Annotated in this window: 16 protein-coding genes; 15 read left to right on the top strand and 1 reads right to left on the bottom strand. The window is 69.5% G+C overall.

All coding sequences use genetic code 11. The features are described from left to right. Nucleotides 1-74 precede the first annotated feature (74 nt). The 6 genes from lon (at nt 75) to OCT48_RS14390 (ending at nt 9,290) form a co-directional block, all read left to right on the top strand. A complete protein-coding gene (lon, locus tag OCT48_RS14415; RefSeq protein ID WP_263589821.1) occupies nt 75-2,510 on the top strand; it encodes an endopeptidase La in 2,436 nt (811 codons plus the stop codon). Nucleotides 2,511-2,714: 204 nt separating this feature from the next. Continuing rightward, nucleotides 2,715-3,722: a thiamine ABC transporter substrate binding subunit gene (gene thiB / locus OCT48_RS14410; RefSeq protein WP_263589820.1), complete on the top strand. Its 1,008-nt coding sequence runs from the start codon at nt 2,715-2,717 to the stop codon at nt 3,720-3,722. After that, nucleotides 3,698-5,395 (top strand): thiamine/thiamine pyrophosphate ABC transporter permease, encoded by a 1,698-nt coding sequence (gene thiP / locus OCT48_RS14405; RefSeq protein WP_263589819.1) that lies wholly within the window; start codon nt 3,698-3,700, stop codon nt 5,393-5,395. The genes thiB and thiP overlap by 25 nt, the downstream gene beginning before the upstream one ends. After that, nucleotides 5,379-6,035, top strand: a complete 657-nt coding sequence (locus OCT48_RS14400) for an ATP-binding cassette domain-containing protein (RefSeq protein ID WP_263589818.1) — start codon at nt 5,379-5,381, stop codon at nt 6,033-6,035. The genes thiP and OCT48_RS14400 overlap by 17 nt, the downstream gene beginning before the upstream one ends. 161 nt (nt 6,036-6,196) lie before the next feature. Then, a complete protein-coding gene (ilvD, locus tag OCT48_RS14395; protein ID WP_263589817.1) occupies nt 6,197-8,041 on the top strand; it encodes a dihydroxy-acid dehydratase in 1,845 nt (614 codons plus the stop codon). Between the two features lie 157 nt (nt 8,042-8,198). Further along, entirely contained in the window at nt 8,199-9,290 is a 1,092-nt protein-coding gene (locus tag OCT48_RS14390) for an oxidoreductase (RefSeq protein ID WP_263589816.1), read from the top strand. 48 nt (nt 9,291-9,338) lie between these two features. On the opposite strand, the gene nudE is transcribed toward OCT48_RS14390, so the two are convergent. Beyond that, nucleotides 9,339-9,923 (bottom strand): ADP compounds hydrolase NudE, encoded by a 585-nt coding sequence (gene nudE, locus OCT48_RS14385; RefSeq protein WP_263589815.1) that lies wholly within the window; start codon nt 9,921-9,923, stop codon nt 9,339-9,341. A gap of 367 nt (nt 9,924-10,290) precedes the next feature. On the opposite strand from nudE, the gene yrfG reads away from it, so the two are divergent. From yrfG to rsd, 9 genes are all read left to right on the top strand, one after another. After that, nucleotides 10,291-10,968 carry a GMP/IMP nucleotidase gene (yrfG, locus tag OCT48_RS14380; RefSeq protein ID WP_263589814.1) on the top strand — a complete coding sequence of 226 codons (678 nt, stop codon included), beginning with the start codon at nt 10,291-10,293 and terminating at the stop codon, nt 10,966-10,968. Beyond that, nucleotides 10,965-11,351, top strand: coding sequence for an RNA-binding S4 domain-containing protein (locus OCT48_RS14375; RefSeq protein WP_263589813.1), 387 nt, complete (start codon nt 10,965-10,967; stop codon nt 11,349-11,351). Before yrfG ends, OCT48_RS14375 begins: the two co-directional genes overlap by 4 nt. Before the next feature lie 122 nt (nt 11,352-11,473). Further along, a complete protein-coding gene (gene hslO, locus OCT48_RS14370) occupies nt 11,474-12,349 on the top strand; it encodes an Hsp33 family molecular chaperone HslO (protein WP_263589812.1) in 876 nt (291 codons plus the stop codon). Nucleotides 12,350-12,602: 253 nt separating this feature from the next. Then, nucleotides 12,603-14,183 (top strand): phosphoenolpyruvate carboxykinase, encoded by a 1,581-nt coding sequence (locus OCT48_RS14365; RefSeq protein ID WP_263589811.1) that lies wholly within the window; start codon nt 12,603-12,605, stop codon nt 14,181-14,183. Nucleotides 14,184-14,325: 142 nt separating this feature from the next. Further along, nucleotides 14,326-14,823 carry a peptide-methionine (R)-S-oxide reductase MsrB gene (msrB, locus tag OCT48_RS14360; RefSeq protein WP_263589810.1) on the top strand — a complete coding sequence of 166 codons (498 nt, stop codon included), beginning with the start codon at nt 14,326-14,328 and terminating at the stop codon, nt 14,821-14,823. 104 nt (nt 14,824-14,927) lie between these two features. Further along, nucleotides 14,928-17,276 carry a Tex family protein gene (locus OCT48_RS14355; RefSeq protein WP_263589809.1) on the top strand — a complete coding sequence of 783 codons (2,349 nt, stop codon included), beginning with the start codon at nt 14,928-14,930 and terminating at the stop codon, nt 17,274-17,276. 168 nt (nt 17,277-17,444) lie between these two features. Further along, nucleotides 17,445-19,076 (top strand): glutamate--cysteine ligase, encoded by a 1,632-nt coding sequence (gene gshA / locus OCT48_RS14350; protein ID WP_412031013.1) that lies wholly within the window; start codon nt 17,445-17,447, stop codon nt 19,074-19,076. Continuing rightward, nucleotides 19,073-19,624 (top strand): disulfide bond formation protein B, encoded by a 552-nt coding sequence (locus tag OCT48_RS14345; RefSeq protein ID WP_263589807.1) that lies wholly within the window; start codon nt 19,073-19,075, stop codon nt 19,622-19,624. The genes gshA and OCT48_RS14345 overlap by 4 nt, the downstream gene beginning before the upstream one ends. Before the next feature lie 86 nt (nt 19,625-19,710). Beyond that, on the top strand, nt 19,711-20,202 hold the full coding sequence (gene rsd / locus OCT48_RS14340) for a sigma D regulator (RefSeq protein WP_263589806.1): 492 nt from the start codon (nt 19,711-19,713) through the stop codon (nt 20,200-20,202). The last annotated feature ends 269 nt before the right edge of the window (nt 20,203-20,471 follow it).

Genomic DNA, 20,471 nt, shown 5'->3' with positions numbered 1-20,471 from the left:
AGTTCGGCATCGGTGCCCGCATCCCGGAGACACCACCGGGCGAGATGTCCCGTCCCTTCAGGATTGAGGTACGCATGAGCGAAGACGATCAGCGCTTTGAACAGGGTGGCCTGGACTGGATCCAGGCCGACGCCGAGGACGACCACGCCCCCGAGCTCGACGAGCGGGGCGGTCATGCAGTGGTGCCGGCCAGCGACACGCTGCCCGAGCGGGTCTACCTGCTGCCGATCCACAATCGTCCCTTCTTTCCCGCCCAGGTGCAGCCACTGGTGATCAACCGCGAGCGCTGGGAGGAGACCATCCGCCGGGTCGGCAATACGCCGCACCAGATGGTGGGGCTGGCCTTCGTCGGCGAGACCGGAGTGGATGAACTCGGCTACGACGACTTCCCGGAAGTCGGCACCGCCGTCAAGGTGCACAAGCTGCAGGGCGAGGACGCCCAGTTGCAGTTCATCGCCCAGGGCATGCGGCGCTTCCGCATCCAGCGCTGGCTGTCCCGGACGCCGCCCTACCTGGTGGAGGTGAGCTATCCCCGCGAGCCGGTCGACGCCGAGGACGACGAGACCCGGGCCTACGCCATGGCGCTGATCAACGGCATCAAGGAGCTGTTGCCGATCAACCCGCTCTACGGCGAGGAGCTCAAGCACTATCTCAACCGCTTCAGCCCCCATGAGCCGGGCCCCCTGACCGACTTCGCCGCGGCCATCACCTCGGCCAAGGGCCCCGAGCTGCAGGACGTGCTGGCGACCCTGCCGGTCATGGAGCGCATGCAGAAGGTCCTGCCGCTGCTGCGCAAGGAGATCGACGTCGCCCAGTTGCAGAGCGAGATCAGCGAGCAGGTCAATGCCCAGATGCAGGAGCGCCAGCGGGAGTTCTTCCTGCGCGAGCAGCTCAAGGTCATCCAGCGCGAGCTGGGCATCTCCAAGGACGACCGCGAGAACGACGTCGACACCTTCCGTGCCCGCCTCGAGGACAAGGTCGTGCCGGAGCGGGTCATGGAACGCATCGACGACGAACTCGACAAGCTCTCGGTGCTGGAGACCGGCTCGCCGGAGTACGGCACCACCCGTCACTACCTGGACTGGCTGACCTCGCTGCCCTGGGGCGTGACCAGCGACGACCAGCTCGACCTGGGCCATGCCCGTGAGATCCTCGATCGCGACCATGACGGCCTCAAGGACGTCAAGGAGCGCATCGTCGAGTTTCTCGCCGAGGGCACCTTCAAGGGGGACGTGGGGGGCTCCATCCTGCTGCTGGTGGGGCCGCCGGGCGTCGGCAAGACCTCGGTGGGTCGTTCCATCGCCGAGGCCCTGGGCCGCCAGTTCTACCGCTTCTCGGTGGGCGGCATGCGCGACGAGGCCGAGATCAAGGGCCACCGCCGCACCTATGTCGGTGCCATGCCGGGCAAGCTGGTCCAGGCCATCAAGGAGGTTGACGTCGAGAACCCGGTGATCATGCTCGACGAGATCGACAAGATGGGCCAGTCCTTCCAGGGCGACCCGGCCTCGGCGCTGCTCGAGGTGCTCGACCCGGAACAGAACGTCGACTTCCTCGACCACTACCTGGACGTGCGGCTGGACCTCTCCAAGGTGCTCTTCGTGTGCACCGCCAACACCCTGGACTCGATTCCCCCGGCACTGCTCGACCGCATGGAGCAGATCCGCCTCTCCGGCTACATCGCCGAGGAGAAGATGGCCATCGCCAGGCACCACCTCTGGCCCAAGCTGCTCGAGCGCGACCGCATCCCCAGGAAGCGCATCAACCTCACCGAGGCGGCGCTGCGCCAGGTCATCGAGGGCTATGCCCGGGAGGCCGGGGTGCGCCAGCTCGAGAAGCAGCTGCATCGCATCGTTCGCAAGGCGGCGGTCAAGCTGCTGGAGAACGGCCAGCAGGCGGTCAAGGTCTCGGTGAAGAACCTGGAGGACTTCCTCGGCGCGCCCACCTTCCGCAAGGAGAAGGTGATGAAGGGCGAAGGCGTGGTCACCGGCCTGGCCTGGACGGCCATGGGCGGGGCGACCCTGTCGGTGGAGGCCGGCAAGGTCCACGCCCTGGACCGCGGCTTCAAGCTCACCGGCCAGCTGGGCGATGTCATGAAGGAGTCGGCCAACATCGCCTACAGCTACGTGCTGGGGCATCTCGGTGAGTACGGCGCCGATGCGGACTTCTTCGACTCGGCCTTCGTGCACCTGCACGTGCCGGAGGGGGCGACGCCCAAGGACGGCCCCTCCGCCGGGGTGACCATCACCACCGCGTTGCTGTCGCTGGCCAAGCACCGGTCCATCGACCGGCCACTGGCCATGACCGGCGAGCTGACCCTGACCGGCCAGGTACTGCCGGTGGGCGGCATCCGCGAGAAGGTGATCGCCGCCCGGCGCAGCGAGATCTTCGAGGTGATCCTGCCCGAGGCCAACCGCCGCGACTACGAGGAACTGCCCGACTACCTCCGCGAGGGCATGACCGTGCACTTCGCCGGGCGCTATCGGGACGTGGCCAAGGTGGTGTTCGGTTAGCGAGGGGCAAGGGGCAAGGATCGAGGCGCGAGGGGTGAGGAGATGGCGTGCCCCTCGCAGATCTGTCGACGTATCGGCCCCGAGCCGGTCATGCGAAGGCTGCCACGTGCCCGTCAATTCCTCCGGGCGCACCCGCCGATGGCATAATGGCGGGTGCGCCGTCTTATTGCCCGAACACCTTTTTCCCGAATCACAGGAATGCCCATGCCTCCCAAGGTTCATGCCGCCGGCCTGGCGCTGGCAGGCCTGCTGGCCAGCGGCGCGGCCCAGGCCGGCGAGACCCTCACCGTCTACACCTACGACTCCTTCGTCTCCGAGTGGGGCCCTGGCCCCGGCATCGAGGCGGCCTTCGAGGCCCGCTGCGGCGACTGCGACCTCGAGTTCGTGGCCCTGCCCGGCGGCGTCGACATCCTCCAGCGCCTGCGCCTCGAAGGGCGGGGCACCGCCGCCGACGTGGTGCTGGGCCTCGACATGAACCTGATGGCCGAGGCCCGGGCGCTGGACCTGCTGGCGCCCCACGGCGTCGACACGGCACCCCTCGACCTGCCCATCGAGTGGGACGACGCCACCTTCCTGCCCTACGACTGGGGGCATTTCGCCTTCGTCTACGACACCGAGCAGCTCGAGACGCCGCCCGGCAGCTTCGAGGCGTTGCTCGAGGCCCCCGAGGAGGTCCAGGTGATCCTCCAGGACCCGCGCACCAGTGTCACCGGCCAGGGCCTGATGCTGTGGATCAAGCACCTCTACGGCGAGCGGGCCCCGGAGATCTGGGCCCGCCTCGACGAGCGGGTGCTGACCGTGACCAACGGCTGGAGCCAGGCCTACTTCTCGCTGTTCATGAACGGCGAGGCGCCCATGGTGCTGTCCTACGCCACTTCGCCGGCCTACCACATGGGCGTGGAGGGCAGCGACCGCTACCAGGCGGCCGAGTTCGAGGAGGGGCACTACCTGCAGGTCGAGACCGCGGCCATGGTGGCGAGCACCGAGCAACCGGCACTCGCCCGGGACTTCCTGGCGTTCGTGCTGACCCCGGATTTCCAGCGCCATATCCCGCTGGGCAACGTCATGAATCCGGCCATCGACCTGGGCGAGGCGCTGCCGGCGGTATTCGACCGACTGATCGCCCCCGAGAGCCTGACCTTCACTCCCGAGGAGGTTCGCGAGCATCGCCGCGAGTGGATCCGTGAGTGGCTGAACGCCGTCGCCCGGTGAGGCCGGTGTCGCGCTGGGCGACGCTGTCGCGCTGGCCGCTGGGCTGGGGAGGCACCGCCCTGGTCGCGGTGGTCGGCCTGGGGGGCGGCAGCCTCGGGGCGCTGCTGTGGCAGGCCCGCGAGCTGCACCTGGCGCTGCTCTGGCAGGAGCCCTGGCTCGCCGCCGTGCTGCGTTTCACCCTGTGGCAGGCGAGCCTGTCGACGCTGCTGGCCATCGGCCTGGCGGTGCCGGTGGCCCTGGCGCTGGCCCGGCGTCCCCGCTTCCCCGGGCGGCGCCTGCTGCTGCGGGCCATGGAGCTGTCGCTGGTGCTGCCCAGCCTGATCGCGCTGTTCGGCCTGGTGGCCGTGCATGGCCGCCGAGGCTGGCTGGCGCCGCTGCGCGACGCCCTGGGCGTCCTGCCGGAGGACACCCTCTACGGGTTGTCCGGCATCGTGCTGGCCCATGTGTTCTACAACCTGCCGCTGGCGGCCCGGCTGATGCTGCAGGCCCTGGAGGAGGCGCCGACGGCTCAATGGCGCCTCGCCGGCCAGCTGGGACTGACGCGAGGCGCCCTGTGGCGCGCCCTGGAATGGCCGCGCCTCGCCCCTCTGCTGCCGCGCCTGGCGGCACTGGTCTTCACCCTGTGCTTCACCAGCTTCGCCATCGTCATGACCCTGGGCGGCGGCCCGCGTTCCTCGACCCTGGAGGTCGCCCTCTACCAGGCCATGAAGTTCGACCACGACCTGGCGCTTGCGGCGCTGCTGGCCCTGACCCAGCTGACCATCTGCCTGACGCTGTGGCTCCTCGCGCTGTCCCGGGGCGGCCCCCCGTCGCTGGCGGTGGGCGCCGTGCCGGATCAGGCTCATGGCCGCTGGTGGCGGCGCGATGCCGCCGGGCTCTCGCGACTCACCGATGCCTTCTGGCTCACCGGGCTCGCCGCGCTGCTGTTGCCGCCGCTGGCGGCGGTGCTGGTGGCCGGGGTCGGGGGGCTGCCCGACCTGCCCCGAGGGACGAGTCTCGCGCCCGCCGCCCTGCGCAGCCTGGTCATGGCCCTGGGCGCCGGCCTCGGCGCCCTGGCCCTGGCCGTGGCGCTGCTCTCGGGCAGCCACTGGCTGCGGGCGCGTCGCCATCCCCTCGGCGCGGCGGTCATGGAGGGCGGCGGCCAGCTGATCCTGGTGATCCCGGCGCTGGTGCTCGGCACCGGCCTGTTCCTGCTGCTGCGTCCGCGGCTCGGCAGCGGCTGGGAGGGCTACGGCCTGGTGGTGCTGGTCAATGCCTTCATGGCGCTGCCCTTCGCCATGCAGGTGGTGCGCGGGGCCATCCCGGGCCTTTCCGCCGCGGAGCAGCGCCTGGCCGACCAGTTCGGCGTGCGCGGCCGGGCCCGGCTGCGCTGGCTGGCCTGGCCGCGGCTGCGGCGCCCGCTGGCCCTGGCCCTGGCCTACGCGATGACGCTGTCGCTCGGCGATTTCAGCGTCATCGCGCTGTTCGGCAGCCCCGCGGCGCCGACCCTGCCGATGCTGCTGTTCCAGCAACTGGGCGGCTACCGCTGGCAGGGCGCGGCCGCCACCGCCATGCTGCTGCTCGCCCTGGTGGTGGCGATCTTCGCCCTGCTGGATCGAGTGACCCGGCGGCTCCCGCGCCACCCCTGGCCCCATTCCTCGTCCCACGAGACCCGCGATGCTCGACTGCCGTGACCTGACCTTCCACTACACCCGCTGCGATCCCGGGGAGATCCCCGACTTCTGCTTCACCTTCCGGCTGGCGCCGGGCGAGTGCCTGGCCGTGGAGGGCCCCTCGGGGTCGGGCAAGAGCACCCTGCTCGGCCTGCTGGCGGGGTTCCTGGAGCCCGGCGGGGGGCGTCTGACCTGGCGGGGGCGCGACCTGCTGGCGTGCCCGCCCTGGGAGCGTGGCATCACCACGGTCTTCCAGGATCACAACCTCTTCGATCACCTGCCGGTGTGGATCAACGTGGGCCTCGGCCTGGCCCCGGACATGAAGCTCTCCCGGGCCCAGCAGGGGCGGGTCCTCGCCGGGCTCGCCGAGGTGGGCCTCGAGGGGCTCCAGGACCGGCTGCCCGGGGAGCTGTCCGGCGGCCAGCGCCAGCGGGTGGCCCTGCTGCGAGCCCTGCTGCGGGGCTCGCCGCTGTTGCTGCTCGACGAGCCCTTCACCGGCCTCGACGAGGCCACCCGCCAGGGCCTCTGGGCGCTGGTGCGCCGCCAGCAGGCCGAGGGCGTGGCGGTGCTGCTGGTCAGCCACGATCGCGACGACATCGAGGCCCTGGCCGATCGGCGCTCTCGGCTGGCCGGCGGGCGGCTGGTCGCCGAGGGCCGCTAGCCGACGGCCGGTCGCGCACGGCGGGGCCCGCAGGTCCTCGGCACTGGCCTGGCGCCCGGGGCCATGACAGAATCGGGCGGACTGGACACCAAGATCGCCCGGGCCCCTGCTGCGTCGACATCCGCAGGGCCACGGGTGGCAGGCATCATCAAGAGGACACCATGCCCGAGTATCGTTCCCGCACCACCACCGCCGGCCGCAACATGGCCGGCGCCCGCGCCCTGTGGCGTGCCACCGGCATGAAGGATGACGACTTTCACAAGCCGATCATCGCCGTGGCCAACTCCTTCACCCAGTTCGTGCCGGGCCATGTGCACCTCAAGGACATGGGCCAGCTGGTGGCCCGGGAGATCGAGAAGGCCGGCGGGGTGGCCAAGGAGTTCAACACCATCGCCGTGGACGACGGCATCGCCATGGGCCACGACGGCATGCTCTACTCGCTGCCGAGCCGCGACATCATCGCCGACAGCGTCGAGTACATGGTCAACGCCCACTGCGCCGACGCCATGGTGTGCATCTCCAACTGCGACAAGATCACCCCGGGGATGCTGATGGCCGCCATGCGCCTCAACATCCCGGTGATCTTCGTCTCCGGCGGCCCCATGGAGGCGGGCAAGACCAAGCTGCTCGACCACGGCCTCGACCTGGTCGATGCCATGGTCATGGCCGCCGACGACAGCGTGGACGACGAGACCCTCAACGAGGTCGAGCGCAGCGCTTGCCCGACCTGCGGCAGCTGCTCGGGGATGTTCACCGCCAATTCCATGAACTGCCTCACCGAGGCGCTGGGCCTGGCGCTGCCCGGCAACGGCACCGTGGTGGCCACCCACGCCGATCGTCGCCGGCTGTTCGAGACCGCCGGCCATCGCATCGTCGAGCTGGCCAAGCGCTACTACGAGGGCGACGAGGCCCACCTGCTGCCGCGGGCCATCGGCGCCAAGGCGGCGTTCAAGAACGCCATGACCCTGGACATCGCCATGGGCGGCTCCACCAACACCATCCTGCACCTGCTGGCGGCGGCCCGGGAGGCGGAGATCGATTTCGACATGACCGATATCGATCGCCTGTCCCGGGAGGTGCCGCAGCTGTGCAAGGTGGCCCCCAATACCCAGAAGTACCATATCGAGGACGTCCATCGGGCCGGCGGCATCATGGCGATCCTCGGCGAGCTCGATCGTGCCGGGGTGCTGGATACCCGGGTGCCGACGGTCTACGGCGACAGCCTGGCCGCGGCCCTGGAGGAGTGGGACATCATGCGCTCGCCGAGCGCCGAGGTGGTGGAGTTCTACCGCGCCGGCCCCGGCGGCGTGCCCACCCAGGTGGCCTTCTCCCAGAGCGCCCGCTGGCCGAGTCTCGATGGCGACCGGGCCACGGGCTGCATCCGTGACCTCGAGCATGCCTTCTCCCGGGAAGGCGGCCTCGCCGTGCTCCAGGGCAACATCGCCCGTGACGGCTGCGTGGTGAAGACCGCCGGCGTCGACGACGCCATCCTGGTCTTCGAGGGGCCCGCCCATGTGGTGGAGTCCCAGGACCAGGCGGTGGAGCACATCCTCGACGGACAGGTGAAGGAAGGCGAGGTGGTGGTCATCCGCTACGAGGGCCCCAAGGGCGGGCCGGGCATGCAGGAGATGCTCTACCCGACCTCGTACCTGAAGTCCAAGGGCCTGGGCAAGGCCTGTGCCCTGCTCACCGACGGGCGTTTCTCCGGCGGTACCTCGGGGCTGTCCATCGGTCACGTCTCGCCGGAGGCCGCCGCGGGCGGGGCCATCGGCCTGGTGGAGAGCGGCGATATCATCCGCATCGACATCCCGGGCCGGGCCATCGACGTCAAGCTCTCCGACGAGGAGCTCGAACAGCGCCGCCAGGCCCAGGAGGCCCGCGGCCGTGACGCCTGGAAGCCGAGCATCCAGCGTGACCGCAAGGTCTCGGCGGCGCTCAAGGCCTATGCGCTGCTGGCCACTTCCGCCGACAAGGGTGCGGTGCGCGACCTGACCAAGCTCGATTGATGCATGACGAGCGCAGGGCCATTGCAGCTGGCTATGACGAAGGCCTGTCCGCCGGATCGGCCCCGAGCGACACGGCTGACTGCGATCGCCCTGATGACGGCCGCCCCGGGGCACCGGGGCGGATGATTCGATTCGCTTCAGCAGGGAAGCCGTCTAGATGAAGACCCAGACCCTCAACGTCGGCCTGATCGGCTTCGGCATGGCCGGCAGGACCTTTCACGCCCCCCTCATCCAGGCCGCCCCGGGGCTCGAGCTCACCGCCATCGTCTCCAGCGATACGGACGGGGTGCAGGCGGCCTATCCGGAGGTGACGGCCCACGCCAAGGTGGCGTCGCTGTTCGCCGATCGTGACATCGACCTGGTGGTGATCGCCACGCCGAACGAGACCCACTTCCCGCTGGCCAAGGCGGCCCTGGCCAAGGGCAAGCACGTGGTGCTCGACAAGCCCTTCGCGGTCTCCCTGGCCGAGGCCCGGCAACTCAAGTCCCAGGCCGACAATGCGGATCGGCTGCTCAGCGTCTTCCACAATCGCCGCTGGGACAGTGACTTCCTGACCCTCAAGGCGCTGCTCGACGAGCAGCGTCTGGGCCGGGTGGTCGAGGTGGAGTCACGCTTCGACCGTTTCCGGCCCGTGGTGCCCGATCGCTGGCGGGAGCAGCACCGTCCCGGCAGCGGTATCTGGTACGACCTGGGGCCGCATCTGCTGGACCAGGCCCGGGCGCTGTTCGGCATGCCCCGTGCGATCCTCCTGGAGCTGGCCTCGTTGCGCGACGGTGCCGAGATCGACGACGACTTCCTGGCGGTGCTGGAGTACGACCGGCTGCGTGTGACCCTCAGGGCCAGTACCCTGGTGGCCGAGCCCACGCCGCGTCTGCGGGTGAATGGCACCCGGGGAAGCTTCGTCAAGTACGGCCTCGATCCCCAGGAGGACTGGCTCAAGGAGGGCGAAAGCCCCCAGCCGGCCTGGGGAATCGACCCGTCCCCGGGGCGCCTGACCGTGAACGAGGGGGAGGGCGACGAGGTGGTGCTCGCCCATCACGAGCTCGAGAGCGTCCCCGGCGACTATCGGGCCTACTACGACGGCATTGCCCGGACCCTGCTGCGGGGCACCCCGCCGCCGGTGACCGCCGAGGAGGCGCTGGAGGTGATGACCCTGCTCGAGGCCGGCCTGGACAGCTACCGCCAGGGGCGCTGGGTCAAGCTCAAGGAGGGGGGCAGCCTGCCGCGCCGGCTCCACGCCAAGGGGTAGCCGTCGCATGTCGCCCGGCCCTTGCCGATCACGGAGGCGGGCGGCTCCTTACCAGAGCGTGGGCTCGCTGGCCTCGCTGCGCAGCTTGTCGCGGGCGATGAACAGCGCCGCGATGGCCCGGGCCTCGTGGAAGTCCTCCCGGGCCAGCAGGGCGGATATTTCGTCCAGGGCATGGGTCTCGACGATCAGCGGCTCGGGCTCGTCCCCCGGCAGCCGCTTGGGGTAGAGGTCGCTGGCCAGCACCACCTGCATGCGATGGCGCATGTAGTTGGGCGCCAGGGTCAGCTCCACCAGCGGCTCGATGCGATGGGCCCCGAAACCGCATTCCTCCATCAGCTCGCGGTTGGCCGCGGTGACGAGGTCCTCCCCCGGGTCCACCAGCCCCTTGGGCAGCGTCAGGGCATAGTCCTCGACCCCCGCGGCATATTCGCGGATCAGCAGCACGTGCTCGGGGTCGGGCATGGCCACGATCATCACCGCCCCGACGCCCCGGCCGGTGCCGCCCAGTCGCTCGAAGGTCCGTTCGGCGCCGTTGGCGAAGCGCAGCTCCATCTCCTCGACGTGGAACAGCCGACTGCGGGCGACGCTGCGCCGGGCCAGGACATGGGGCTTGGAGGGATGGTGGTCGGACATGGCGTCTCCGGTGGGTCGGGTAGAACCGTCGCATCAAGGTGTTTCTGGTGGGGCTGATTCGGCGGCAGGTCTGCGAGGAGGCGCTGTGGACCCTTCCCTGGGCGCTACCGACGCCCTGCGGCGCTCTCGCGTCCCGCTTCGCTTGCAGGACCGGTGCTGGCCATCCATGGCCAGCCCGTTCTAAGCCGTGCTCCTCACCCATGGCGTAGGACCTCCTCTTCGACCTGTCCCCGACGCCCCTTCTCATATCCAGCAGTGGTTGCCTTGGTCGGTCGGGCGGCGGAATGCGTGCATGGCGTCGATTGGTTACACTATCACGTCTTCCCCCTTCGTAGACGTCACTGGCCTGCCCTGACGAGGAGCCAAGATGATCGACTGGCGCGCCATCGACACCGTCCTGCTGGACATGGACGGCACCCTGCTGGACCTGCATTTCGACAGCCACTTCTGGCTCGAGCACCTGCCGCGTCGCTATGTGGAACTGCACCGCCTCGACGAGGCCACCCAGGAGGAGGTCCGCGCACGGATCATCCGCGAGCAGGGCACCCTCAACTGGTACAGCCTGGCCTACTGGAGCCGTGAACTGGGCGTCGATATCCTGGCGCTCAAGCGGGAGGTGCAGCACCTGATCGGCCTGCGCAGCGACGCCCTGGACTTCCTGCGCTGGCTCAAGCAGGCGCACCCGCGGGTGGTGCTGGCCACCAATGCCGACCGCGAGAGCCTGGCCCTGAAGCTGCCGCTGACCGGCCTCGAGGACTTCGTGGACGCCATCGTCTCCTCGGCCGACCTGGGCGTGCCCAAGGAGGCCCAGGAGTTCTGGTTCGCCCACCAGGAGGTGGAGTCCTTCGACCCGGCCCGGACGCTGTTCATCGACGACAATCCCTCGGTGCTGGAGAGCGCCCGGGAATTCGGTATCCGCCACCTGCTGGGCATCAAGCAGCCCGACAGCCAGCGCCCCGAGAAGGAGCTCGAGGAGTTCATCGCCCTCGAGCGCTTCGCCGCCATCCTGCCCGACAACCTGCCGCCCCGGAGGCCGCGGGGATGACTAGCGTCAGGCTCGACAAGTGGCTGTGGGCGGCTCGCTTCTTCAAGACCCGTCAGCTGGCCAAGAAGGCCATCGAGGGTGGCAAGGTCCACTACAACGGCGCCCGAGCCAAGACCAGCAAGGCCGTCGAGGTCGGCGCGCTGATTCGTCTTCCCCAGGGCTGGGATGTCTGGGAAGTCGAGGTGCTGGCCCTCTCCGAGCAGCGCCGTGGGGCCCCCGAGGCTCGCGAGCTGTATCGCGAGACGCCGGAGAGCGAGGCCCGCCGCACCCGGGAAGCCGAGAATCGCCGCCAGGCCAACCAGGCCATGCGGCACCCCCTGAAGCGCCCGGACAAGAAGCAGCGTCGCGAGATCAAGCGCTTCATGCGGGGAGATGACGCCTGAGGGGAGGGGTAAGGCGTGAGGGGTATGGCGTAAGGGGATTCCCCCACGCTTGACTCATCGCCCTTCTCCCTTCACTCCTAACCCTTTGCCCCTCACTCCTTACCCAATATCAGGCAAGTATCATGAGTGACCAGATCCAGCGTTTTCTCTTCGAGCGCACCAACGTGCGTGGCGAGATCGTCACCCTCGAGCAGGCCCATGCCGAAGTGATGGAACGCCATGACTACCCGCCGGCGGTGACCCGCCAGCTGGGCGAGCTGCTGGCCGCCGTGGCCCTGCTGACCGAGACCATCAAGCTCGACGGCACCATGAGCATCGAGGTGCGCGGCAAGGGGCCGCTGTCGATGCTGATGGCCGAGTCCAACCCGGGCGGCGAGCTGCGCGCCATCGCCCGGCTCGACGAGGAGGCGTCGTTGCCCGCCGAGGACGCCGGTTTCGCCGAGCTGCTCGGCGAGGGGCGGATCACCATCACCCTGGACCCCAGGGAAGGGCGACGCTACCAGGGGGTCGTCGCCCTGCAGCAGGACAGCCTGGCGGGCTGTCTCGAGGACTATTTCAGCCAGTCGGAACAGCTGCCGACCCGGCTGTGGCTGGCCGACGACGGCCGATGCGCCGGCGGCCTGCTGCTGCAGCGCCTGCCCGACGAGTCGCTGAACCAGGACGACGATGCCTGGGACCGCACGGTCCAGCTGGCCGCCACCCTCACGCCCGCGGAGATGCTCGAGGTCGACCAGCGGGAGCTGCTGCATCGTCTCTACCATGAGGAGACGGTGCGCGTCTTCGAGCCCAAGGCCCTGCGCTTCGCCTGCAGCTGCTCCCGGGAGCGGATCGCCGGCGCGTTGCTGACCCTGGGCGACGAGGAACTGCGCGATATCCTGGCCGAGCAGGGCGGTATCGCGACCCAGTGCCACTTCTGCCATACCCGCTACGAGTTCACCGTTGCCGAGGTGGAGGCCATGCTCGACGATCCCGAGGGGCCGCCGCCGACCCTGCACTGAGCCTGGCGGTGGCGGCGAAGAGGACCATTCGCGTCGTCAATGGCGCTGATGTAGTAGTAAAACTACAAGAACGTCCGGCAACGTCAGCGTTTCCCGGCGCACGGGTTTTTGTCATAATGCGCGCGTCTCATCCACGACCGGTCGCCGCCGACGAGACGGGTAACCGCATGCGGCGTGCCGGGGATGAACGACCATTGCGTCAAGGACGCCCGGCAAACGAGAGAGAATCGGCCCTCGAGGCCCAGGAATCGACATGACCACGACTCAAGCTGCTTCCCAGGCGGCAAGCCCGCAGTCCGCCACCGCCCACGTCAACCTCAGTAGCGCCGAGCTGATCGAGCGCGCCGTGGCCAATGGCGAGGGTCACCTGGCGGCCCAGGGCGCCTTGGTGGTGAACACCGGCCAGCGCACCGGTCGCTCCCCCAAGGACCGCTTCATCGTCGACGAGCCGTCCACCCGCGACGCGATCGACTGGGGCAGCGTCAACCAGCCGTTCGATGCCGCCCGGTTCGATGCCCTCTGGACCCGCGTCGAGGCCTACCTGACCGGCAGCGAGCACTATGTCTCCGAGCTGCACGTGGGCAGCGACCCGACCCACTACCAGCCGGTGCGTGTCAACACCGAGACGGCCTGGCACAACCTCTTCGGTCGGACCATGTTCGTGCGTCCCGAGGTCTACAATCCCTCGGCCAAGGACGAATGGACCATCCTCAATGCCCCCCATTTCGCCTGTGACCCGGCCCGGGACGGCACCCACTCCGACGGCTGCGTGATCCTCGACTTCGCCCAGCGCCGGGTGCTGATCGCCGGCATGCGCTACGCCGGCGAGATGAAGAAGGCCATGTTCTCGGTACAGAACTTCCTGCTGCCGGCCGCCGACGTGCTGCCCATGCACTGCAGCGCCAACGTCGGCGAGGACGGCGAGACCACCCTGTTCTTCGGCCTGTCCGGCACCGGCAAGACCACCCTGTCCGCCGACCCGTCACGCTTCCTGATCGGCGATGACGAGCATGGCTGGGGCCCGGGCACCGTCTTCAACATCGAGGGCGGCTGCTACGCCAAGTGCATCGACCTCTCCGAGAAGAACGAGCCGGTGATCTGGAACGCCATCAAGTTCGGCACCGTGCTGGAGAACGTGGTCCTCGACGAGCGTCGCGTGCCCGACTACGCCGACGACAGCCTGACCCAGAACTCCCGGGCGGCCTACCCACTGGAGCACGTCGACAAGCGCGTCCCCGAGAACCGTGCCGGCGAGCCCAACGCCATCGTCTTCCTGACCTGCGACATGAGCGGCGTGCTGCCGCCGGTGTCGGTGCTCTCCAAGGAGGCCGCGGCCTACCACTTCCTGTCGGGCTATACCGCCAAGGTGGGGTCCACCGAGATGGGCTCCTCCAGCGGCCTGGAGGCGACCTTCTCCACCTGCTTCGGTGCGCCCTTCTTCCCGCGCCCGGCCCGCGAGTATGCCGACCTGCTGATCAAGCGCGTGGCCGCGCAGGACGCCCAGGTCTACCTGGTCAACACCGGCTGGACCGGTGGCGCCTATGGCGAGGGCGGCTCGCGCTTCTCCATCCCCACCACCCGTGCCATCATCGGCGCCATCCAGAGCGGCGTGCTGCGCGACATCGAGACCCGCCATGTCGAGGGCCTGAACCTGGACGTGCCGACCGCCGTGCCGGGCGTCGACTCGCGCCTGCTCGACCCCCGCGAGACCTGGGAAGACAAGGCCGCCTACGACCGTCACCTGCGTGAGCTGGCCGGCAAGTTCGTCGACAACTTCAGGAAGTTCGACGGCGTCAGCGAGGCCATCGTCAAGGCCGGGCCCCGCCTGAGCTGAGGCGCGTCGGGGGAGAACCCCTGCGCCCGAGACCTGTCCGAGAGGGGGAAGCCGAGGCTTCCCCCTCTCGTGTCGGTGTTTGCGGTGTAAGGATCGCAAGGTGAGCACGACACAGGGGCACCCCGTCGACGGGAGAGAGACCATGAAACGACGCAAGTTCCTGGGACTGCTGGGGGTCGGGGGGCTGTCCGGCCTGGTGCCCGGCCTGGCCAGCGCCCGCCCCAAGCTGGATCTGGCCCCGGCCCCCGGGCTCGAGCCCCTCGAGTTGACCGAAGCCGAATGGCGCGAGCGGCTCGGCGAGGCACGTTTCGAGATCCTGCGCGAGAATGGCACCGAACCGGCGTTCTCCAGTCCCCTGGACAAGGAGACGCGGGACGGGGAGTACCGCTGCGCCGGTTGCGACCTCGTGCTGTTCACCAGCACCATGAAGTACGACTCCGGCACCGGCTGGCCGAGCTTCTTCGAGCATGTCGAGGGGCACCTGCTCACCGAGCTGGACCTGGTCATGCTGATCCCGCGCACCGAGTATCACTGCGCCCGCTGCGGCGGCCACCAGGGGCATGTCTTCGAGGACGGGCCGCCACCCAGCGGCCTGCGCTGGTGCAACAACGGCCTGGCGCTCACCTTCGTCCCCGCCTGAACCGGCTTCGCCGGCTCAGGCCGAAGCCGCATCTTTCGCCTCCCGGCGCAGCCGGCGTTGTGGTACCTTGACGCGACTTCTGCCCCCTGAACGTCAAGGATTTCATGGACGCACAAGCCAAGATCATCGATCGTCTCGCCGAGGAACTCGGCGTTCGCGCCCCACAGGTGGCGGCTACCGTGGAGCTGCTCGACGGCGGCGCCACCGTTCCCTTCATCGCCCGCTACCGCAAGGAAGTCACCGGCGGGCTGGACGACACCCAACTGCGCTCCCTCCATGAGCGCCTGGGCTACCTCCGCGAGCTGGAGGAGCGCCGCGAGGCGGTGCTGGCCAGCATCGACGAGCAGGGCAAGCTGACGCCCGAGCTGGCCAGGAGCATCCGGGCCGCCGAGACCAAGCAGCGCCTGGAAGACCTCTACCTGCCCTTCAAGAAGAAGCGCCGCACCAAGGCGCAGATCGCCCGGGAGGCCGGCCTCGAGCCGCTGGCCGAGGCACTGCTGGCCGATCCCTCCCGGGACCCCGAACGGGAGGCGGAGGCATACCTGCGAGCGGCGGAAGGCGATATCCCGGCCATCGAGGACGCCAAGGCGGCCCTGGACGGCGCCAAGCAGATCCTCATGGAGCGCTTCGCCGAGGAGGCCGAGCTGGTCGGCCGACTGCGCGAGCGGTTGTGGAGCGAGGGCGAGCTCAGTGCCCGGGTCATCGGCGGCAAGGAGCAGGAGGGGGCCAAGTTCTCCGACTACTTCGAGCACGACGAGAAGCTCGCCAGGACGCCCTCCCACCGCGCGCTGGCCATGTTCCGTGGCCGCAACGAGGGCGTGCTGGCGCTGACCATCCGCCTGCCCGGCGAGGACGAGTTCAAGGTGCACCCCGCCCAGCTGGCGATCGCCAGGCACTTCGCCATCGAGGACCGGGGCCGGCCCGCCGACAGGTGGCTGGCCGAGGTGGTGCGCTGGACCTGGCGGGTCAAGCTCTACACCCACCTCGAGACCGAGCTGATGGGCCGGCTGCGCGAGCGCGCCGAGCTCGAGGCCATCGAGGTCTTCGCCGCCAACCTCAAGGACCTGCTGCTGGCCGCGCCGGCGGGGCCCCAGGCCACCCTGGCCATCGACCCGGGCCTGCGCACCGGCTGCAAGGTGGCGGTGGTGGATGCCACCGGCCAGTTCCTGGCCCAGTCCACCATCTATCCCCATGCGCCCCGCAACCAGTGGCGGGAATCGCTGGCCGAACTCGCCCGCCTGGTGGACAAGCACGCGGTGACGCTGATCGCCGTCGGTAACGGTACCGCCAGCCGCGAGACCGACAAGCTGGCCGGCGACCTGGTCAAGGCCATGGCCGACAGCCGACGGCTGTCCAAGGTGATGGTCAGCGAGGCCGGCGCCTCGGTCTACTCGGCCTCGGAATACGCCTCCCGGGAGCTGCCGGACCTGGACGTGACCATCCGTGGGGCGGTGTCCATCGCGCGGCGCCTGCAGGACCCGCTGGCCGAGCTGGTCAAGATCGAGCCCAAGTCCATCGGCGTCGGCCAGTACCAGCACGATGTCTCCCAGGTGCAGCTGTCGCGCAGCCTGGAGGCGGTGATCGAGGACTGCGTCAATGCCGTGGGGGTGGATCTCAACACCGCCTCCTCGGCGTTGCTGTCCCGGGTGGCCGGCCTCAACGCCGGGCTCGCCGAGAACATCGTCGCCCGCCGCGATGCCGAGGGCGCCTTCGTCAGCCGCCGCCAGCTGCTCGACGTCAGCCGCCTCGGGCCCAAGACCTACGAGCAGTGTGCCGGCTTCCTGCGCATCATGGGCGGCGACAACCCGCTGGATGCCAGCGCCGTGCACCCCGAGGCCTACCCGCTGGTGGAGCGCATCGCCGAGCGCAGCGGTCGTCCGTTGGCCGGCCTGATCGGCGACAGCGCCACCCTCAAGGCGCTCAAGCCGGCGGAGTTCGCCGACGAGCGCTTCGGCGTGCCCACCGTCAGCGACATCCTCAAGGAGCTCGACAAGCCCGGCCGGGACCCGCGTCCCGAGTTCCGCGCCGCCGAGTTCCGCGAGGGCGTTGAGACACTCAAGGACCTGGAGCCGGGCATGGTGCTCGAGGGCAGCGTGACCAACGTCACCCACTTCGGTGCCTTCGTCGACATCGGCGTCCATCAGGACGGCCTGGTGCACATCTCGGCGCTGTCCGACAAGTTCGTCGAGGACCCGCGCTCGGTGGTCAAGGCCGGCGATATCGTCAAGGTCAAGGTGATGAGCGTCGACCTCGCGCGTGCCCGCATCGGCCTGTCCATGCGTCTCCACGACCAGCCGGGCGAACAGGCCGGCGAGCGGCCGCGCCAGGGCAAGGCGACGCGCAAGGGCGCCGGCCGCGACGGCGGCTCGCCGAAGAAGGGGCAGGGCGGCCAGGGCGACGGCCAGCTCGGCGCCCTCGGGGCGGCACTGCTCAAGGCCAAGCGCGACCGCTAGCTGCGGGCGCCAAGCCAGAGGCTCGACGCTCGCAGCTCGAAACCCTTAGCCGACTTACCTTGAATCGCCGGCTTCGGGCACCATAATCTGAGGTTTTGCGGGTGCCGTGGTGCCCGAACCGCCAACCGGGAAGCCGGTCCCTCTTCCGGCCGGCTTCCACGACATGGGGTGTTCACCTTGTCCGAAACGCTTTCCCCCCTCATCGCACGACTCGGCCGCCTGGCCGGTCAGGGCCGCCTCGGCCGCCTGCGCCGCGGCATCGAGAAGGAAGGGCTGCGCGTCGATGCCGCGGGGCGTATCGCCCAGACCCCGCATCCCGCCGAGCTGGGCTCCAAGCTGACGCATCCGCACATCACCACGGACTACTCCGAGGCGCTGCTCGAGTACATCACGCCGGTCTACTGCCGCCCGGAGGATGCCCTGGACTTCCTCGCCGACCTGCATCGCTTCAGCTATCGCCACCTGGGCGAGGAACTGATCTGGCCGGCCAGCATGCCGGCCCGGCTCGACGGCAACGACAGCGTGCCGATCGCCGACTACGGCGCCTCCAACGTGGGGCGGATGAAGCACGTCTACCGGCGGGGCCTGGACGTGCGCTATGGCCGCATCATGCAGGCCATCGCCGGGGTGCACTATAATGTCTCGCTGCCCGACGACTTCTTCGCCCGGTTGCGCGAGCTCGACGGCGAGGGCGAGACCGCCATGCAGGACTATCGCTCCTCGCGCTACTTCGGGCTGATTCGCAACTTCCGCCGTCACAGCTGGCTGCTGCTCTACCTGTTCGGCGCCTCGCCGGCGGTGGATCGCAGCTTCCTGCCCGAGGGCCGGGTGCCGGAGGGGCTGCGCCCCCATGGCCGGGACACCCTGGTCGCGCCCCATGCCACCAGCCTGCGCATGTCCGACCTGGGCTACCAGAACAAGGTGCAGTCGCAGCTCAAGATCTGCTTCAACTCGCTGTCCAACTACGTCAACACCCTGCGCCATGCCATCTCGACCCCCTGGCCGGACTACCAGGCCAGGGGCGTGCGGGACGGCGACACCTGGCACCAGCTCAACGCCAACATCCTGCAGATCGAGAACGAGTACTACAGCGACATCCGTCCCAAGCGGGTGGCGCGTCACGACGAGACGCCGAGCCAGGCCCTGGAGGCGCGGGGCGTGGAGTATATCGAGGTGCGCTGCCTCGACCTCGACCCCTTCGATGCCTTGGGCATCGACGCCACCCAGAGCCGCTTCCTCGATACCTTCCTGATGTGGTGCCTGCTGGCGGAGAGTCCCTGGATCTCCGACGAGGAGTGTGAGCACCTGGACGACAACCGGCGCCTGGTGGTGTCCCGGGGCCGTGACCCCGAACTGCGCCTGGACCATCACGGCCGCAAGCGCGGCATCGCCGACTGGGGCGGCGAGATCTTCGCCGAGCTCGAGGGCGTCGCCGGGCTGCTCGACCGCATGGAGGAGGGCACGCCCCACGCCGAGGCCATCGCTGCGCTGGCGCCGCGCCTCGAGGATCCCGCGCTGACGCCCTCCGGCCGCCTGCTGGCCCGGCTGGAGGCGAGCGGCGAGGAGTTCGTCGAGGTGGTGCTGGACCTGGCCCGGACCCAGGCCGCCCGGTTGCGCGAGGAGCCCATCGACCGGGCCCGGGAGGCGCTGTTCGACCAGCTGGTAGAGACCTCCCACCAGCAGCAGGGCGACATCGAGGACGCCGACATCGACGGCTTCGGTGACTTCCTGGCCCATTACTTCGAGCAGGCCCGGGAATCCCGGGCCCTGTCGCCGCTGCGCGTGGGAGGGCAGCCATGATCGAGGAAGTGCGTGACTGGAGCGTCCGGCGCTGGAGCCTGCTGGGCCTGGGCTTCAGCGTGCTGATGATGGCCGTGGCCCTGGGCCTCGAGCACCTGGCAGGCCTCGAGCCCTGCCCGCTGTGCATCTTCCAGCGCATGGCGGTGATCGCCGCCGGCCTGGTATTCGCCGTGGCGGCCCTGCACGACCCCGGCGGCCGTATCGGCGCGGCGCTCTACGGGCTGGCCTCGCTGCTCGCGGTGGGCACCGGCATCGGCCTGGCCGGGCGCCACCTGTGGCTGCAGTCGCTGCCGGCGGATCAGGTGCCGTCCTGCGGGCCCGGGCTCGACTACATGATGGAGATCCTGCCCCTGCAGCAGGTGGTCGCCACGGTCCTGACCGGCTCCGGCGAGTGTGCCGAGATCGGCGCGACCCTCCTGGGCCTGTCCCTGCCGGGCTGGACCCTGATCGGCTTCCTGGTGCTCGGCCTGGTGCCGCTGGGCCTCCTGGCCCGCGCCCTGCGGCGACGTCGGGGCTATCGTTGGCCGGGGCTGACGGAGCGGGATTGACAGCGACCCCGCCAGGGAGGACGCTGAGGCTCCGGGTCGGGTCGTCGGGGTGCCCGAGGCGGGGTTCAACGAGCGAGGGAGGCATCATGCTGGAAGACTGCAAGAGCGCACAGGAACGCTGGGGTGGCGTGCATCAGCTGATCGACCGCTGGCTCGACGAGCGCCGCGAGCTGCTGGTCCAGTTCATCGAGCTCAAGGAGGCCTGCGACGCCGACCTGGAGGCGGTGACCAAGGCGCGCATCGATGGCTTCAGCGAACTGCTGATGGACTACATCAGCGCCGGGCACTTCGAGGTCTACCCCCAGCTCAAGGCCGAGGCCGAGGCCTTCGAGGATGCCTCGGCGCTGACCCTCGCCGAGCGACTGCTGGAACGCCTCGGCATGTCCACCGAACTGGTGCTGGCCTTCGACGAGGACTACGCGAGCCCGGTCCGCTGCCAGCACTACCTCAAGCGGTTGCCGGCCTGGCTCGACCGCCTGGCCAAGGGGTTGACCGAGCGCTTCTCCCTGGAGGATCAGCTGATCGCCCGGCTGCATGCCGCCCATGCGCCCCAGCATCGGGCGTCCAGCGAGGCCTGACCCGCCGTCGCTGCTGTTGCAAATAGCGGTATTGCTCGGGGCTGATCCGTCGACAAGCCCCGGGGTGCCGGACCCTCGAGGAGGCGCTATGAATGCCTCCCTGTACGCTACCGGCGCCCTGCGGCGCTCTCGCGTCCCGCTCCGCTTGCAGGTCCGGTGCTGACCATCCATGGCCAGCCCGTTCGGAGCCGTGCTCCTCACCCCAGGCGCAGGACCTCCTCTTCGGCTTGTCCCCGGCGCCCCTCGTCAGACCCAACTGCGATAGCCCT

Source organism: Halomonas sp. M4R1S46 (assembly GCF_025725685.1).
Classification (GTDB): Bacteria; Pseudomonadota; Gammaproteobacteria; order Pseudomonadales; family Halomonadaceae; genus Halomonas.
This window is presented reverse-complemented; position numbering and strand designations above follow the sequence as displayed.

What these genes read in the sequence shown, in the direction of transcription:
- lon (WP_263589821.1), top strand. Translation starts at nt 75, where the DNA reads ATGAGCGAAGACGATCAGCGCTTTGAACAGGGTGGCCTGGACTGGATC.
- thiB (WP_263589820.1), top strand. Translation starts at nt 2,715, where the DNA reads ATGCCTCCCAAGGTTCATGCCGCCGGCCTGGCGCTGGCAGGCCTGCTG.
- OCT48_RS14400 (WP_263589818.1), top strand. Translation starts at nt 5,379, where the DNA reads ATGCTCGACTGCCGTGACCTGACCTTCCACTACACCCGCTGCGATCCC.
- ilvD (WP_263589817.1), top strand. Translation starts at nt 6,197, where the DNA reads ATGCCCGAGTATCGTTCCCGCACCACCACCGCCGGCCGCAACATGGCC.
- OCT48_RS14390 (WP_263589816.1), top strand. Translation starts at nt 8,199, where the DNA reads ATGAAGACCCAGACCCTCAACGTCGGCCTGATCGGCTTCGGCATGGCC.
- nudE (WP_263589815.1), bottom strand. Translation starts at nt 9,923, where the DNA reads ATGTCCGACCACCATCCCTCCAAGCCCCATGTCCTGGCCCGGCGCAGC.
- yrfG (WP_263589814.1), top strand. Translation starts at nt 10,291, where the DNA reads ATGATCGACTGGCGCGCCATCGACACCGTCCTGCTGGACATGGACGGC.
- OCT48_RS14375 (WP_263589813.1), top strand. Translation starts at nt 10,965, where the DNA reads ATGACTAGCGTCAGGCTCGACAAGTGGCTGTGGGCGGCTCGCTTCTTC.
- hslO (WP_263589812.1), top strand. Translation starts at nt 11,474, where the DNA reads ATGAGTGACCAGATCCAGCGTTTTCTCTTCGAGCGCACCAACGTGCGT.
- OCT48_RS14365 (WP_263589811.1), top strand. Translation starts at nt 12,603, where the DNA reads ATGACCACGACTCAAGCTGCTTCCCAGGCGGCAAGCCCGCAGTCCGCC.
- msrB (WP_263589810.1), top strand. Translation starts at nt 14,326, where the DNA reads ATGAAACGACGCAAGTTCCTGGGACTGCTGGGGGTCGGGGGGCTGTCC.
- OCT48_RS14355 (WP_263589809.1), top strand. Translation starts at nt 14,928, where the DNA reads ATGGACGCACAAGCCAAGATCATCGATCGTCTCGCCGAGGAACTCGGC.
- OCT48_RS14345 (WP_263589807.1), top strand. Translation starts at nt 19,073, where the DNA reads ATGATCGAGGAAGTGCGTGACTGGAGCGTCCGGCGCTGGAGCCTGCTG.
- rsd (WP_263589806.1), top strand. Translation starts at nt 19,711, where the DNA reads ATGCTGGAAGACTGCAAGAGCGCACAGGAACGCTGGGGTGGCGTGCAT.